General features: G+C 59.8%; 14 protein-coding genes. 10 read left to right on the top strand and 4 right to left on the bottom strand.

Annotated features, from left to right (window positions below; genetic code table 11):
- Nucleotides 1-140: 140 nt before the first annotated feature.
- The 6 genes from BD293_RS08095 to dtd all read left to right on the top strand — a co-directional run bounded on the left by BD293_RS08095 (nucleotide 141) and on the right by dtd (nucleotide 6063).
- Nucleotides 141-1007 (top strand): 5-bromo-4-chloroindolyl phosphate hydrolysis family protein, encoded by an 867-nt coding sequence (locus tag BD293_RS08095; protein ID WP_142080688.1) that lies wholly within the window; start codon nucleotides 141-143, stop codon nucleotides 1005-1007.
- Nucleotides 1008-1052: 45 nt separating this feature from the next.
- On the top strand, nucleotides 1053-2231 hold the full coding sequence (locus BD293_RS08100; protein ID WP_142080689.1) for a toxic anion resistance protein: 1179 nt from the start codon (nucleotides 1053-1055) through the stop codon (nucleotides 2229-2231).
- Between the two features lie 58 nt (nucleotides 2232-2289).
- Entirely contained in the window at nucleotides 2290-3246 is a 957-nt protein-coding gene (locus BD293_RS08105) for a DUF2927 domain-containing protein (protein WP_170207085.1), read from the top strand.
- 48 nt (nucleotides 3247-3294) lie between these two features.
- On the top strand, nucleotides 3295-4407 hold the full coding sequence (locus BD293_RS08110) for an SPFH domain-containing protein (protein WP_142080693.1): 1113 nt from the start codon (nucleotides 3295-3297) through the stop codon (nucleotides 4405-4407).
- A gap of 124 nt (nucleotides 4408-4531) precedes the next feature.
- Nucleotides 4532-5620, top strand: a complete 1089-nt coding sequence (locus BD293_RS08115) for a TFIIB-type zinc ribbon-containing protein (protein WP_142080694.1) — start codon at nucleotides 4532-4534, stop codon at nucleotides 5618-5620.
- Nucleotides 5620-6063 carry a D-aminoacyl-tRNA deacylase gene (gene dtd, locus BD293_RS08120; protein ID WP_142080696.1) on the top strand — a complete coding sequence of 148 codons (444 nt, stop codon included), beginning with the start codon at nucleotides 5620-5622 and terminating at the stop codon, nucleotides 6061-6063. Before BD293_RS08115 ends, dtd begins: the two co-directional genes overlap by 1 nt.
- Before the next feature lie 19 nt (nucleotides 6064-6082).
- Here the strand turns inward: dtd and BD293_RS08125 are convergent, their stop codons facing one another.
- The 3 genes from BD293_RS08125 to BD293_RS22665 form a co-directional block, all read right to left on the bottom strand.
- Complete coding sequence (locus BD293_RS08125) at nucleotides 6083-6775, bottom strand: HAD family hydrolase (protein ID WP_142084431.1); 693 nt, start codon at nucleotides 6773-6775, stop codon at nucleotides 6083-6085.
- Nucleotides 6775-7815 carry an aldo/keto reductase gene (locus BD293_RS08130; protein ID WP_142080698.1) on the bottom strand — a complete coding sequence of 347 codons (1041 nt, stop codon included), beginning with the start codon at nucleotides 7813-7815 and terminating at the stop codon, nucleotides 6775-6777. Before BD293_RS08130 ends, BD293_RS08125 begins: the two co-directional genes overlap by 1 nt.
- Nucleotides 7816-7885: 70 nt before the next feature.
- A complete protein-coding gene (locus tag BD293_RS22665; protein ID WP_170207086.1) occupies nucleotides 7886-8146 on the bottom strand; it encodes an I78 family peptidase inhibitor in 261 nt (86 codons plus the stop codon).
- 139 nt (nucleotides 8147-8285) lie between these two features.
- Between BD293_RS22665 and BD293_RS08140 the strand changes: the two genes are divergently transcribed.
- From BD293_RS08140 to rimO, 3 genes are all read left to right on the top strand, one after another.
- Nucleotides 8286-8915: an ImuA family protein gene (locus BD293_RS08140; RefSeq protein ID WP_142080702.1), complete on the top strand. Its 630-nt coding sequence runs from the start codon at nucleotides 8286-8288 to the stop codon at nucleotides 8913-8915.
- 101 nt (nucleotides 8916-9016) lie between these two features.
- Nucleotides 9017-10003 (top strand): class I SAM-dependent methyltransferase, encoded by a 987-nt coding sequence (locus tag BD293_RS08145; RefSeq protein ID WP_142080704.1) that lies wholly within the window; start codon nucleotides 9017-9019, stop codon nucleotides 10001-10003.
- 40 nt (nucleotides 10004-10043) lie between these two features.
- Nucleotides 10044-11432, top strand: a complete 1389-nt coding sequence (gene rimO, locus BD293_RS08150; RefSeq protein WP_170207192.1) for a 30S ribosomal protein S12 methylthiotransferase RimO — start codon at nucleotides 10044-10046, stop codon at nucleotides 11430-11432.
- A gap of 3 nt (nucleotides 11433-11435) precedes the next feature.
- On the opposite strand, the gene BD293_RS08155 is transcribed toward rimO, so the two are convergent.
- Nucleotides 11436-13775 (bottom strand): Tex family protein, encoded by a 2340-nt coding sequence (locus BD293_RS08155; protein ID WP_142080707.1) that lies wholly within the window; start codon nucleotides 13773-13775, stop codon nucleotides 11436-11438.
- 136 nt (nucleotides 13776-13911) lie between these two features.
- On the opposite strand from BD293_RS08155, the gene proS reads away from it, so the two are divergent.
- On the top strand, nucleotides 13912-15252 hold the full coding sequence (gene proS / locus BD293_RS08160) for a proline--tRNA ligase (protein WP_142080709.1): 1341 nt from the start codon (nucleotides 13912-13914) through the stop codon (nucleotides 15250-15252).
- Nucleotides 15253-15295 lie beyond the last annotated feature (43 nt).

Consider the following 15295-nt stretch of genomic DNA (forward strand, 5'->3'; position numbering starts at 1 on the left):
CCTGTTCATCTTGTCATATACCTAAATTGTAAAAGGTGTATCGGAGTAGTTAACAATGTCCTCCACAGGGTTGCAGAAAACCTCTTTCGCCCTGTTGGTGGCGGTAATGCTCTATGTCGCGATTGTCGGGGGCTAGGGAAATGAGCCAGCGTTTTAGCGGGCGCTACAGCCCGAATGCCACAAAACAAGATGCGCCCGCGACCGTGGCACGCCCGCATCCTGTCGGGGCACGTGTAAACTTGCTGTTCGTATTGCCCTTCGCTTTTGCCCTTCGCGCCTTCTTTCAGGACGCGACCGGATTGGCGTTAAACCTTTCCGCCTTCGCCATTCTGATGTTGGCCGCATGGCTGACGCGCGAAGGGGTGCTTGCGCAGGCCGCTTACGCCGCACGCAACGTGGCGCGCAGACCCGCCATTCCGCGCAAAATTTTCGCCTCTGTGCTGACCGGCGCAGGGCTGGCTGTGGCTGCATTTGCCACAGGCGTTGTCCCCGCGATGATTTTTGCCGTGCTTGGCGCAGCCCTACATTTTGGTGCTTTCGGACCTGACCCGCTGAAAGACAAGGGAATGGAAGGGATCGACACTTTCCAGACAGACCGCGCCGCACACGCGATTGAAGAGGCAGAGCGTCACTTGACCGAGATGACAGCTGCGATCAAGCGCAGTGGTGATCGTGCCCTTGCGCGCCGTGTCGAAGGGTTTGCTGCCAATATCCGCCCCCTGTTTCGCACAATCGAGAATGATCCGCGCAGGCTGAATTCGGCACGGCGCTATCTCGGCATCTATTTGATGGGTGCGCGCGACGCGACGGTCAAATTTGCAGAGTTTTATGCACGCAACCAAGATACAGAGGCGCGCGTTGAGTATGAAGCGCTTCTGGATGATCTGGAATCGCGCTTCTCTTTGCGACGCGAGGCATTATTGGCAGATGACCGGACTGCCCTTGATATTGAAATCGAAGTCTTGCGCGAACGATTGGAGCGCGAAGGGCTGCGAACAAACGAATGAAATTACCCGTACCCCGTTACAGTATATAAAAAAGAGGGATTGTCCATGTCAGAAACACTCCGCGTCCAAGCCGAAGCCTTGACGCATGAAATCAGCGAACTGGTCGATACACCATTGGCCGAACCCTCGACAGAACTGGTGGTTCTTGACGACGCATCTGAGGATGACGCCAAGGCCATAAACACCCGCATGTCCGAGATTGACATGAGCCAGACCAGCTCGATCATCGGGTTCGGGTCGCGCGCGCAGATGGATTTGCAGCAGATCAGCCAGTCAATGCTCGCTGATGTGAAAAACAAGGATCTTGGCCCGGCAGGCGACGGCCTGCGCGAGATGGTCACAACATTGCGCGGGTTCTCCGTCAGCGAATTGGACACCCGCCGCGAGCGCAGCTGGTGGGAACGCCTGACCGGAAAAGTTGCCCCGATGGCGAAGTTTCAGGAACGCTATTCGACTGTGCAAAGCCAGATCGACCGGATCACCGGCAATTTGTTGAACCATGAGACGACACTGCTCAAGGATATCAAGGGCCTCGACAAGCTGTATGAAAAGACGCTGGAGTTTTATCACGAGCTGGCGCTGTATATCGCGGCAGGCGAAGCGAAGATCAAGCAACTGGATACAAACGACATTCCCGCCAAGCAGACCGAGGTCGAGGCCGCCCCAGAGAATGATCAGGTGCTCAAAGCGCAGGAATTGCGCGATCTGCGCGCCGCGCGCGACGATCTGGAACGCCGGGTGCATGATCTGAAACTGACACGACAGGTCACGATGCAATCGCTGCCCTCGATCCGGCTGGTGCAGGAGAATGACAAATCACTGGTCACGAAGATCAACTCGACACTGGTCAACACTGTCCCGCTTTGGGAAACGCAGCTTGCACAGGCATTGACCATTCAACGCTCGCGCGAAGCCGCGCAAGCCGTGCGCGCGGCCAATGATCTGACCAATGATCTGCTGACCTCGAATGCCGACAACCTGCGCGACGCCAACCGCGAGGTCCGCGAGGAGATCGAGCGCGGGGTATTTGACATCGAAGCGGTGAAACAGGCCAATGATACCTTGATCGCCACAATCGAAGACAGCTTGCAGATCGCCGATGCCGGACGCGCCAAACGCGCAGAGGCTGAGGTCGAGCTGGGCAAAATGGAAGCAGAGCTGCGCCAGTCCCTGTCCTCGGCGCGCGCGCGCGACGATGACAGCGCACACCGCTCTGACGTTTGACATCATGATGCATGCCACACCAATATCTGGACCAGCCAAAGGCCCGCGCCCGCGCAATATGACACATATTGCGGCGGGTTGCGGGTTGGTGCTTGCTTCTGGGCTGTGGCTGACGGGCTGCACATGGACACCGGGCGCGGTCGAGACGGCCGCCCCCGCCCCCGAGGCTGCATCCCCGCCCCCGCCGCAACGCGCCCAGATCGAAGTGACAGCGCCGACCGACAGCGTGTCGGCCTATTTTGAAGCACTGGAAGAACGCCGCCTCAGTGACGGGTTGATGCGCAGCGAACGCAGCCCGCGCGACCTGCCCTTTTCGGCACGCGACCTTGAAGATATCTTTGTCCAGATTGCCCTGTACGAGGAATACAGCGTCACCGGTGACCGGATCGTTGAACGCGCAAGCCCGACCGTGTTGCGGCGTTGGCAAGATCCGGTGCGGATGCGGTTGGATTTTGGCGACGCGGTTCCTGCCTCTGTTCAGGCATCGGACCGGCGCTTTGTGTCAGGCTATGCCAGCCGCTTGAGTCGGCTGACCGGCCAGCCCATCTCGGTGGTCGAGAATGATGCGAATTTCCATGTGCTTGTGGTCAATGAGGCAGAGCGTCAGGCCATTGCGCCGCGTCTGACACGGCTGGTGCCGGGGATTGACCAAGTCACGCTTGATCTGGTGCGCGACCTGCCCCTGAGCGTGTCCTGCCTTGTTCTGGCCTTCTCGCGCAGTGGCACGGATGTCTATACCGACGCGATTGCCGTCATTCGTGCCGAATTGCCCGAATTGTCACGCCGTGCTTGCTATTATGAGGAACTGGCCCAAGGCATGGGTCTGCCCAATGACAGCCCGCGCGCGCGCCCGTCCCTGTTTAATGATACTGCCGAATTTGCCGTTCTGACCACGCTGGATGAGCAGCTGTTGCGCATGCTCTATGATCCGCGCCTGCGGATCGGCATGCGCGAACGCGAAGCCCGCCCCGTTATCCGCCGGATCGCAGCAGAGTTGATGGGCGGGGAAAGTTAGGCGATACTACCGACGAAGAAATTGCACATTAAAAATAAAGGTGCGGTCATGGTTTTTAATTTCCTGAAGGGTCAGTTCATCGATGTCATCGAATGGACAGACGACACCCGCAACACAATGGTCTATCGCTTCGAGCGGTATGGAAACGAGATCAAATACGGCGCCAAACTGACTGTGCGCGAGGGGCAACTGGCCGTCTTCGTGCATGAGGGCCAGCTTGCCGATGTGTTCGAGCCGGGCATGTATATGCTTGAGACGAACAACATGCCGATCATGACAACGCTGCAACATTGGAGTCACGGCTTCAACTCGCCCTTCAAGTCCGAGATATATTTCATCAATACCCGCCGCTTCGGCGGTTTGAAATGGGGCACGCAGAACCCTGTGATGCTGCGCGACCCGGAGTTCGGCCCGCTGCGTCTGCGCGCTTTCGGGTCTTATGCCGTGCGTGTGCAAGACCCCGTTGCCTTCATGCGCGAGATCGTGGGCACGGATGGCGATTTCACGCAGGAGAAAATCGCAGGCCAGATCCGCAATATCGTGGTGCAAAAGGTCAGCCGCGTGCTGGCGGCAAGCGGTATTCCGGCGCTGGACATGGCCGCCAATACCAAAGACCTGTCCGATGTGATTGGCAAAGCCATTGCGCCCACACTGACGGAATACGGGCTGGAAATGCCCGAGCTGTATATCGAGAATATCTCGCTGCCGCCCGAAGTGGAAAAAGTGCTCGACCAGCGCACCAGCATGGGGATTGTGGGCGATCTGAACAAGTTTACCCAGTTTTCGGCTGCGCAGGCGATGCAAAAAGCCGCTGAAAGCGGCGATGGTGGCATGGGTGCGGGTTTGGGGGCCGGAATGGGTATGGGCATGGGCATGGGTATGGCCCAAGCCATGGGCCAGTCGGTGGGCGGACAGCACGCCGCCCCTGCCGCCGCAACCCCTCCGCCCCCGCCACCCCCTGCGGCAGAGCCGATGTGGCATATTGCCGAGAACGGCCAGACGCGCGGCCCTTTCCCCCAATCGCAACTGGCAGAGCATATCACCCGCGACACACTTGTCTGGAGTGAGGGTCAGTCCGGCTGGCAAAAAGCAGGTGATATTCCTGCACTGAGCGGGCTGTTCTCGGCTACGCCACCGCCGCCACCCCCGCCGATAGGGTAAGGGCGTGCCGGATCAAGCGTTGGTCTGGTGTCTGGTATTGTAAAATGAGTATTTCTGGCAAGAAAATGAGGCTTGCCGTTGGGATGAGAGGCCGGGTCACGGCCCGCAAGATGCAGGACAGGGAATGGCAACCTTACAACAAGAACACCGCTTCCCCTGTGCGCAATGCGGCGCGTCCTTGCGGTTCGAGCCGGGACAGGCGCGGCTGAGTTGCGCCTATTGTGGTCATGAACAACCCATCCCGCAGATGGATGACGCAACCCGCGGGACCGCATTGCAATCGGTCGATTATCATGACGCGGTTGCCAATGCTCTGCCACCCGAGGAGATTGAAGAGACAACGGTCGTGAATTGCGCGACCTGCGGAGCTCAGGTCGAGTTTGAAGAGCATGTGCATTCCGCAGAATGCCCGTTCTGCGCCAGTCCTGTTGTGACGGATACAGGGACACACCGGCATATCAAGCCACACGCAATTCTGGCCTTCAAGCTGAGCGAGCGCGATGCGCATGACAAGATGTCGGCATGGTTGAAAGGGTTGTGGTTCGCCCCGTCGACACTGGCGAAATATGCCCGCAGCACAGGCAAGTTGAACGGGTTATATGTGCCCTATTGGGCCTTCGATGTCGCAACACGGTCCAGCTATTCAGGTCAGCGCGGGACGTATTACTATGTCACGACGGGCACCGGCAAAAACCGGCGGCGCGTGCGGCGCACGCGCTGGAGTGCAGCATCGGGGCAGGTCTCGCGGAAGTTTCTGGATCTGCTGGTCATGGCCGCACAATCGCTGCCGCGTGCCAATATCCGACGGCTGGAACCTTGGACCATGGCAGACCTTCAGCCCTATAATGCAGACTATCTGTCCGGTTTCAGGGCAGAGGCCTATACTGTTGAATTGCCTGACGGGTTCGAGATCGCAAAGGAACGCATGGAAGAGCAGATCCGTGCCGATATCTGCCGCGATATCGGCGGTGACGAGCAGCGCATTTCATCACTCAGTACAGATTACAGCGACGAGCGGTTCAAGCATCTGCTTTTGCCCATCTGGATGGCCGCCTATCGTTACCGCGGCAAGAGCTACCGGTTTATCGTCAATGGCCAGACCGGGCGGGTTCAGGGTGAACGCCCCTGGTCCTGGCCGAAGATTGCGGGCGCGGTTTTGGCCGGTCTGGCCTTGCTGGCGCTGGCCTTTTTCATTGCTGAAATGGGCGGCTAATGCGCGCATTGGTCCAGCGGGTGACGCAGGCGCGGGTCGAGGTTGCTGGCGAAACCATCGGCGCATGCGGGCCGGGGCTGATGATTATGGTGTGTGCGATGCAGGGCGACACTGAAGCGGCGGCAGAAGCGCTGGCGCTGAAAATCCACAAGCTACGGATTTTTCGTGATGCGGCAGGCAAGATGAATCTGGCGCTGAAAGATACAAGCGGCACTGCGCTGGTGGTCAGCCAGTTCACATTGGCCGCAGACACCCGCAGCGGCAATCGCCCCGGTTTCTCGACCGCCGCGCCCCCGGCAGAGGGGGAGCGGCTGTATCTGCATTTTGCAGAGGCGTTGCGCGCGCAGGGCGTGCAGGTCGAGACGGGGCGCTTTGGCGCAGAGATGGCCGTGCATCTGGTCAATGATGGCCCCGTCACAATCTGGCTGGACACGACTGCCTGACGTCAGGCGCGCAGGCGGATCACGCAAGCAATTGCGTCAAATGCCCGATATCTGGCACCACATGATCCGCATAAGGGGCCAACTCGGCCGCGCCGGCCATGCCGGTCAGAACTGCAATGGTCTGCATACCCGCCGCCCGCCCTGCGACAAGATCATGCGTGCTGTCGCCAATCATCACCACCGCGCGCGCGTTCAATCCGGCAAATCTGGCAAAGCCCAGCAACATATCGGGCGCGGGTTTGGGCGTGAAGCCGCTGTCATAGCCCAGCACATGCGCAAATTGATCCAGAATGCCCGCTTGCCGCAAATGGTCGCGGGCGATGGATTCGGCGTCATTCGTGGCAACCCCCAGCACCAGATTGCGCGCGCGCAAATCCTGCATCAGGGGGGCAAGCGGGATTGGAGGCACCATTTCGGCCTGTGCAGCACGGCGAAACAGATAGGTCTTTAACGCGTCTGTCGACCAATCCGGCAACAAGGGACCAAGCAGGCGCACAGGTTCGTCCATCGTGCCTGCAATGACGGGCGAGTCGGGCAGAAACTCTTGCGCCGCAAGGTCGAAGCGGATCACCTGCGCCATGGCGCGCGCGCGTGCCGCATCACCGTCTGACAGATGGTGCAGCAAGGACGCAGCCCAAGCCGACCAACTTGCCGAGAAGTCAAACAGGGTTCCATCCTTGTCGAACAAAACCCCCTGCACCCCTGACAGCATCAAAACACCATCGGCATGGCACGGTTCAACTGGTCGATTGCGGCCTTGACCTCGTCTTCCAGAACAACCTCGCGCCCGGCGAGAATATGCGCCAGTTGCTTCGATGTGGTGGCCCCGATGATCGGCAGGGTCGTTGCCGGGCGCGAGCAGGTCCATTGAATGGCCATATGCACCGGGTCCAGCCCGAATTCATGGGCGACGGCCAGATAACCGGACACGGCCTCGAAGACACGCCCGGTCACGCGCCCGCCCAGATCGGGATTGCGCGCGCGGCGCGACTGCTCGGGGGTGACATTGCCTGCGTATTTTCCTGTCAGCAGCCCCGCCGCCAAAGGCGAATAGGCCAGAAGGGGCACATTTTCATTCACACATGCCTCGGCCAGATCCAGATCGAACATGCGGCAAAGCAGCGAATATTCGTTTTGCAGGCTGAGAACCCTTGGCAACCCGTCCGTTTGCGCCAGATGCAGCCATGTGGCCAGCCCCCACGCACTTTCATTTGACAGCGCCAGATGCTTGATCTTGCCTTCCGAGATCAACTCCTGCGCGCAGATGAGGATGTCGCGCATATGCGCCAGCGTCTCGTCTCGGTTCTGGCCAGACGGGTCGAAGCCCCAGCCCTTGCGGAAATGATACGACCCGCGATTGGGCCAGTGCAGTTGGTAGATGTCGATACACTCTACCTGCAAACGGTGCAGCGACGCCTCGACCGCCTGACGCATGCGCGCAGGTGAAATGGGGGCGCCATCCTTCACGGCGTTCGAGCCGGCCCCCGTGATCTTGGTGGCAATCACCATATCATCTGGTTTGCGGCTGGCCATCCAGCGCCCGATGATCGCCTCGGTCTCGCCAGCGGTTTCCAGCAGTACGGGATTGACCGGATACATCTCTGCTGCATCCAGAAAATTGATCCCGCCATCGCGCGCCATGTCCAGTTGACGATGCGCGTCTTGTTCGTCGGTCTGGGTGCCGAAGGTCATTGTCCCCAGACAATACTGCGAGACCATCAGATCCGAGTGCCCAAGCTTGAGTTCCTGCATATTGTAATCTTTCCCGTCTGTGTGTTGCTGCGCAATCTAACGGGTTTTATCCGCAGGAAAAGCCGCGATTTCAGCCACAATAGATTCGCGTGATAACACGTTCATCGTCATGCTCAACATTCAGGCGTTCCGGCCTGAAATCCATCGTGACAGCCGTGTCTGGCCCGATAATGCGGTCTGGCTGGAGCAATTCGTCCTTGTCCAACGCAGAGAGAGGCTGGCCCACATACTGTTGAAACTCTGCGGCCATGCAGGTTTCAGGCTCATCCGCGACATCCGTCATCTGGCACGCCCCCAGCAGCAGTGCCCCTATCGCAATGAAATGTCTCATCTCGAAGCTCCCTTTGTGACCGTATTGGCACCTGCCTAGCAAATCTGCGCCCGGCCTGCATCTGTGTTCATGGGGAATAGGAACAATCTTGCCCAGCATCAAGACTGTGATAGATTGAAACAAAAAAGGAACAAATATCATGTCCTTTCAATCCATGGCCCTGCCAAACACGGCATCTGCGCAGCCGCTGGCGCAGATCCTGAAACTGCATCCCGGTCGCACGCATGAATTATGCGGGCCTGCGCGGCAGTTGCTGGCGGTCTGGATCATGGCACAACAGCCCCCCAGTGCACCGGTCATATGGATACGCCCAGACTGGAAGGCCGACCGCGTGAACCCGCAAGCGCTTTGTGACTGGGTCAGCCCAGAGGGGCTGATCGTTGTCGAATCACCCCGCGAGGCCGACTCACTCGCCTGCGCCGAGGAAGCGCTGCGTTCCGGTGCTGTGGCGCTGGTGGTGATGGAACTTGCCAGCCCTTTGGCGCTGACCCCGCTGCGGCGGCTGCATCTGGCTGCCGAGGCAGGGTTGGACCGCCGCCGCATTCAGGCCCGCGACAGCACTGTTCTGGGGCTGGTTCTGACACCGGAGAATGGCGGCACAGCGGGTGTGGAAAGCCGATGGCATCTGGCCCCGCATCCTTCGGCGGCATCTGCCCCCCCTGCATGGACGCTGCAACGCTTGCGCGCACGTATGAAACCGCCAACAGCGTGGCGGATCAGCAGGCTATATGATGAAATTAAAGTCCATAGTACCGCCCCAGAGGCCTGATGCACCGCTGCGGCGCGCCGCGGAGTTGCCTGTAACCCGCGCACCTGCTATTTTTCGTTCAGCCACGGACCGATATTTAATTCAATTTTCCGGAGTACCGAGTGACACCTGTTTCAGCGCCCATCACGCCCCATGCCAAAGACACGCCGTTTTGCATGCCCCTGTCTGAAGCCCTGACACGTATTGACCGGACCTTCGGGATTGACACTATTCTGGCCGATGAGGGGCGCGACATCATCAGCCCCTACTACATTCAATCTGAACTGGGATATAATCGGGTGCATTCCCAAAAAGGGTGCATGCATATCGCGCTGAATGAAAACGGCCAATTTGACCCGGACGGGTATCTGACCCAAGGCCGCGAAGTGGCCGCGCAGATACAGGCAACCCGTGCGAAAAAAGTCCTCGAATTGGGCAGTGGCATGGGGTTCAACACCCTCGCCCTCGCGCCGGATCACCCGGATGTGCACTTCACAGGTCTGGACCTGATGGCGCATCACATCAAAACCGCCACCAAGAATGCCGCTGATCTGAAGAATGTCGATTTCCAGCAAGGGTCATACGAGGCTGTGCCGGAATCCCTTTTTGGCGTTGATGTGATTTTCGGGATCGAGACGCTCTGCTATGCATCCGATCTGGACAATGTCGCGCGCCAGATCGCAGCAGCGCTTGTGCCCGGTGGGCGGTTTGTCATGTATGACGGCTTTCGCCGCGCCGATTTCCACAGCGCCCCGCCCGATGTGATTACAGCGGCGCGGTTGTTTGAAGTGACCACTGCCGTCACAAACGGCTTCTGGCAAATCGAGGATTGGGAAGCAGCGCTTGTCCGCGCAGGGCTGGTCATCCTGCGCTCTGACGACATTACAGATCATTCCATTGCGGGCATGCGTGTGCTGCAACGGCGTTCGGCCAAATTCTTCAAGTCATGGAAATATCGCATGCTGCGCCATGTCATGCCCAAATACCTGATCCGTAATGCCGTCGGCGGGCTGACAGGCCCCTATATGATCGAAGGTGCAGGCCCGCGTTCCGGCGATACGCAAGCCTGCCTGACCTATAGCGTGCTGATCGCTGAAAAACCTGTGTGAAAGCCTTTCCAGAACTGTTGCGGCAGCGTATATGCCGCGCATGAGTCAAAACCCGCCCAGTCTTCGCCCCGACCTCGCCCCGCGCGCGCTTTTGCGCGACACACCGCGTACCGGACAGCCGACCATCGGCATGGTCTCGCTCGGTTGCCCCAAGGCGCTGGTCGACAGCGAACGCATCCTGACGCGGCTGCGTGCCGAAGGGTACGGGATCAGTGCCGACTACGCAGGTGCGGATGCCGTGATCGTCAACACCTGCGGGTTTCTGGACAGCGCCAAGGCCGAAAGCCTTGATGCGATTGGCGAGGCCCTTAGCGAGAATGGCCGCGTCATCGTCACCGGCTGTCTGGGCGCGGAACCCGAATATATCACCGGCGCGCACCCTAAGGTTCTGGCCGTAACGGGCCCGCACCAATATGAGGCTGTGCTTGATGCCGTGCATGCCGCTGTGCCGCCAAGCCCAGACCCGTTCATCGACCTGATGCCCGCCACCAGCGTCAGCCTGACTCCGCGTCATTACAGTTACCTAAAGATATCTGAGGGTTGCAACCATAAGTGCAAGTTCTGCATTATCCCCGATATGCGCGGAAAACTTGTCAGCCGCCCCGCCCATGCCATTGTTCGTGAAGCAGAAAAGCTGGTTGAGGCGGGTGTTCGGGAATTGCTGGTGATCAGTCAGGACACATCCGCTTACGGGGTGGATATTCAGCATAAATCCGACCGCGGGCACCGCGCCCATATTACTGATCTCGCACGCGATTTGGGCAGTCTGGGCGCATGGGTGCGGCTGCATTACATCTACCCCTACCCACATGTGCGCGAGTTGATTCCGCTGATGGCCGAAGGGCTGGTGTTGCCTTACTTGGACATCCCATTTCAGCACGCCCATCCCGACACGCTGCGGCGCATGGCGCGCCCGGCAGCGGCGGAACGCACCCTTGACCGCATCGCCGAGTGGCGCAGCATCTGCCCCGAGATCACGCTGCGCTCGACTTTCATCGTCGGCTATCCCGGCGAGACAGAGGCAGAGTTTCAGACCCTTCTCGACTGGATGGACGAGGCGCAACTGGACCGTGTGGGGTGTTTTCAGTACGAAAACGTTGCAGGCGCGCGCTCAAATGCGCTGCCAGACCATGTGCCCGATGACGTGAAAGCCGACCGCTGGGACCGTTTCATGGCCAAAGCACAGGCCATTTCCGAGGCGAAACTGGCCGCCAAGGTCGGCCAGCACATGGATGTGATCGTCGATGATATCGACACTGACGGCATCGCCACATGCCGCACCAAAGCCGATGCGCCCGAAATCGACGGCAACCTGTTCATTGACGAAGGCACCGACGCCATAAGCGTCGGTGATATCGTCCGCGTGGAAGTTGACGAGGCAGGCGAATACGACCTATGGGGCCAGTTGGTCAGCGCATCCCGCCCCTGAAGGTCAGGTCTTGCCGCGCATGGCCTGCAACAACGCCGCCCCCAAAGCGCCCTGACTCTCTGGCGTTTGCGGCTTTGCCTGTTTTGCGGGCTGCGGTGCAGGTTTGGCGGCTTTGCCAGTCTGCTGCCCGCGCGGTTTTGCGTCCTTTTGCGAATGCGCGCCACTTGTATCAGCGCCGCCATCCTTGCGCATACTCAGCCCGATGCGCTTGCGCGCCACATCCACCTCGGTCACGCGCACTTTGACGACATCGCCTGCCTTGACCACCTCATGCGGGTCTTTCACGAAACGGTCGGCCAATTGGCTGACATGCACCAACCCGTCCTGATGTACCCCGATATCGACAAAGGCACCAAAGGCCGCAACATTGCTGACTGTCCCTTCCATCAGCATTCCGGGGCGCAAATCCTTGATATCTTCCACCCCATCCGTCAGGCGCGCCGTGACAAAGCTGGGGCGCGGGTCGCGACCCGGTTTTTCCAGTTCAGTCAGAATATCGCGCACAGTCGGCAGGCCGAATGTCTCGTCCACGAAGTCTTGCGCGCGCAGGCCCTTCAACGCTTCGGGCTGTCCCATGATCGCGCGAATATCGCGCCCGCAAGCCTGCACGATCCGGCGTGCCACACCGTAGGCTTCGGGGTGGACAGATGTGGCATCCAGCGGCTCGGCACTGTCGCGGATGCGCAAGAAACCCGCGCATTGCTCGAACGCCTTTGGCCCCAGCCCCGGCACTTTCAACAATCCCTTGCGGCTGGCAAACGCCCCTTGCGCATCGCGGTGCGCGACAACGGCCTGCGCCAGCGACGCGCCCAAGCCCGCCACCCGCGCCAGCAGCGGGGCCGAAGCGATGTTAAGATCAACCCCCACCGCATTCACCGCATCCTCAACCACCGCATCAAGGCTTTGGGCAAGGCGGCGCTGGTCAACATCATGCTGATACTGCCCCACACCAATGGATTGAGGTGTGATCTTCACCAGTTCGGCCAGAGGGTCTTGCAAGCGCCGCGCAATGGACACTGCCCCGCGCAGGCTGACATCCAGATCAGGAAATTCCTTGGCCGCCAGTTCCGAGGCAGAGTAAATCGACGCGCCCGCTTCTGACACGATCACACTTGTGGGGCGCGCGGCCCCCTGTGGCATGGCCTTCAAGGCATCCGCGACCATGCGTTCCGTCTCGCGGCTGGCAGTGCCGTTGCCGATCGCGATCAACTCGATCTTGTGTTGTGCAATCAGTTGCAAGACACGCGCCTGTGCGCCGCGCAGGTCGTTCTTTGGCTGGAACGGATAGAGCGTGTCGGTTGCCACCAACTTGCCTGTCGCATCAACCACCGCTGCCTTGACGCCTGTGCGGATACCGGGGTCCAGCCCAAGGGTCGCGCGCGGCCCGGCGGGGGCTGCAAGCAGCAAATCCTTCAGATTGCGCGCAAAAACCATGATCGCATCTTCATGCGCGCGCTGGCGCAATTCGCCCATCAGATCGGCATACATCGACAGGCTGAGCTTCACGCGCCATGTCCATGCAGCGGTCTTGCGCAACCACGCATCCCCCGGCCCATTGCCCGGAATGCCGATAGCGGCGGCGATCATGGCCTGCACGCGCTCCACCCCCGTGTCCGGGTCGGGTGCGATGTCGATGGTCACGACCTCTTCCTTGGCCGCGCGCAATATTGCCAGCGCGCGGTGCGAGGGGATGGTGGCCCAGCTTTCTTGATGGTCGAAATAGTCGGAAAACTTGGCTCCCTCTGCCTCTTTGCCCGGCATGACGCGGGCGGCGATGAAGGCTTCCTTGCGCATGAAATCGCGCAGCTTGCCCAACAGGGCGGCATTCTCGCTCAACTCTTCGGTCAGGATATCGCGCGCGCCGTCCAGTGCGGCTTTCACTGTGGGCACCGCTTCGCTCACAAAGGCTTGCGCCAGCGCCTCTGGCTCGGCCATGCGGTCCGCCAGAATCGCCTGCATCAACGGCTCTAGCCCGTTTTCACGTGCGATCATCGCCTTGGTGCGGCGTTTGGGCTTGAAGGGCAGGTAAATATCTTCCAGCGCGGCCTTGGTCTGGGCGGTCGTAATCGCATGGGTCAGGGCATCGGTCAGTTTGCCCTGTTCGCGGATCGAGCCCAGAATCACGCTGCGCCGCGCATCAAGTTCGCGCAGATAACTCAGCCGGTCCGACAGGTTGCGCAATTGCGTGTCGTCCAGTCCATCTGTCACCTCTTTGCGGTAACGCGCGATGAAAGGCACAGTCGCACCCCCGTCCAGCAAGCCAATCGCCGCCGCGACTTGCGCGGGCCGCGCGTTGATCTCATTGGCAATCTCTTGTGTGATGCGCTGTGCGGGGTCTTGCATATGGGGCGTCCTTTAATGGCGGACCCTTGTCTTAGTCGCTTGCGCGCGTGCCGCCAAGAGGGGGCGACACACCTTGCCCCTGCCCCCAGTCTCGCCTAAACCCTGACCGGTATCGTCATTCAAGAGAGGCAAACCCATGCGCCTGACCCGCTATTTTCTGCCTGTGCTGAAGGAAACCCCGTCTGAGGCGCAGATCGTCTCTCACCGGTTGATGCTGCGCGCGGGCATGATCAAGCAATCCTCAGCAGGCATTTATTCGTGGTTGCCACTGGGCTACAAGGTTCTGCGCCGCATTGAGCAGATCGTGCATGAGGAACAAACCCGCGCGGGCCATATTCCTATGCTGATGCCAACCATTCAATCTGCTGATCTGTGGCGCGAATCCGGCCGCTATGACGATTACGGCGAAGAAATGCTGCGCATCAAGGACCGGCACGGGCGCGACATGCTGTTCGGGCCGACCAATGAAGAACTGATCACCGATATTTTCCGCGCCCATGTGAACAGCTACAAGGATTTGCCGCTGACGCTGTATCACATCCAGTGGAAATTCCGCGATGAGGTGCGCCCGCGTTTCGGCGTGATGCGTGGCCGTGAATTCCTGATGAAAGACGGCTATAATTTCGACCTCGACAAGGAAGCAGCGCTGCACGCATATAACCGCCATCTGGTCAGCTATCTGCGCAGCTATGAACGCATGGGCTTGCAAGCGATCCCGATGCGCGCCGATGGTGGCCCGATTGGCGGCGATTACACGCATGAATTCCTTGTGCTGGCCGAAACGGGCGAGTCAGAAGTGTTTTATGACAGCGAAATCACCGATCTGAAATTCGGGGATCGCGCCGTGGATTACGATAACGTCCCCGAATGTCAGGCCGTGCTGGAGGAATTCACCTCGCGCTATGCGCGCACGGATGAGACCCATGACGACACTGTGTTTCAGGACCAAGTTCCAGAGGAACGCCGCCGCAGCGCGCGCGGCATCGAAGTGGGTCAGATCTTCTATTTCGGCACCAAATATTCCGAGGCAATGGGGGCCACAGTTGTTGGCCCGGACGGACAGCGCACGCCTGTTCACATGGGCAGCCACGGCATTGGCGTTTCGCGCCTGCTGGGCGCGATCATTGAGGCCAGCCATGATGCCAAGGGCATTATCTGGCCCGAAGGTGTGACGCCGTTCCATTGCGGAATCGTGAACCTCAAGCAAGGCGATGCGGAGGCAGATGCGGCTTGCGACGGCCTGTACAAGGCGCTGGTCGCCAAGGAGCTGGAGCCGCTTTATGACGACCGCTCGGAACGTGCGGGCGCAAAATTCGCCACCATGGACCTGATCGGGCTGCCGTGGCGCATAACTGTCGGCCCGCGCGGGCTGGCAAAGGGCGTGGTCGAGTTGACCTCGCGCCGCAGCGGCGAGAGCGAGGAACTCAGCTTTGAGGCGGCGGTGGACCGGATTGCGCAGATTTACGCCACCGTCTGACCCGCAGGCTTGACCAAAGCGCCACAAAGCACGACATTCTGAC

It is taken from the genome of Roseinatronobacter monicus (assembly GCF_006716865.1).
GTDB classification, from domain to species: domain Bacteria; phylum Pseudomonadota; class Alphaproteobacteria; order Rhodobacterales; family Rhodobacteraceae; genus Roseinatronobacter; species Roseinatronobacter monicus.

What these genes read in the sequence shown, in the direction of transcription:
- BD293_RS08115 (WP_142080694.1), top strand. Translation starts at nt 4,532, where the DNA reads ATGGCAACCTTACAACAAGAACACCGCTTCCCCTGTGCGCAATGCGGC.
- BD293_RS08140 (WP_142080702.1), top strand. Translation starts at nt 8,286, where the DNA reads ATGTCCTTTCAATCCATGGCCCTGCCAAACACGGCATCTGCGCAGCCG.
- rimO (WP_170207192.1), top strand. Translation starts at nt 10,044, where the DNA reads ATGAGTCAAAACCCGCCCAGTCTTCGCCCCGACCTCGCCCCGCGCGCG.
- BD293_RS08105 (WP_170207085.1), top strand. Translation starts at nt 2,290, where the DNA reads ATGACACATATTGCGGCGGGTTGCGGGTTGGTGCTTGCTTCTGGGCTG.
- proS (WP_142080709.1), top strand. Translation starts at nt 13,912, where the DNA reads ATGCGCCTGACCCGCTATTTTCTGCCTGTGCTGAAGGAAACCCCGTCT.
- BD293_RS08130 (WP_142080698.1), bottom strand. Translation starts at nt 7,815, where the DNA reads ATGCAGGAACTCAAGCTTGGGCACTCGGATCTGATGGTCTCGCAGTAT.
- BD293_RS08100 (WP_142080689.1), top strand. Translation starts at nt 1,053, where the DNA reads ATGTCAGAAACACTCCGCGTCCAAGCCGAAGCCTTGACGCATGAAATC.
- BD293_RS08125 (WP_142084431.1), bottom strand. Translation starts at nt 6,775, where the DNA reads ATGCTGTCAGGGGTGCAGGGGGTTTTGTTCGACAAGGATGGAACCCTG.
- dtd (WP_142080696.1), top strand. Translation starts at nt 5,620, where the DNA reads ATGCGCGCATTGGTCCAGCGGGTGACGCAGGCGCGGGTCGAGGTTGCT.
- BD293_RS08095 (WP_142080688.1), top strand. Translation starts at nt 141, where the DNA reads ATGAGCCAGCGTTTTAGCGGGCGCTACAGCCCGAATGCCACAAAACAA.
- BD293_RS22665 (WP_170207086.1), bottom strand. Translation starts at nt 8,146, where the DNA reads ATGAGACATTTCATTGCGATAGGGGCACTGCTGCTGGGGGCGTGCCAG.
- BD293_RS08155 (WP_142080707.1), bottom strand. Translation starts at nt 13,775, where the DNA reads ATGCAAGACCCCGCACAGCGCATCACACAAGAGATTGCCAATGAGATC.
- BD293_RS08110 (WP_142080693.1), top strand. Translation starts at nt 3,295, where the DNA reads ATGGTTTTTAATTTCCTGAAGGGTCAGTTCATCGATGTCATCGAATGG.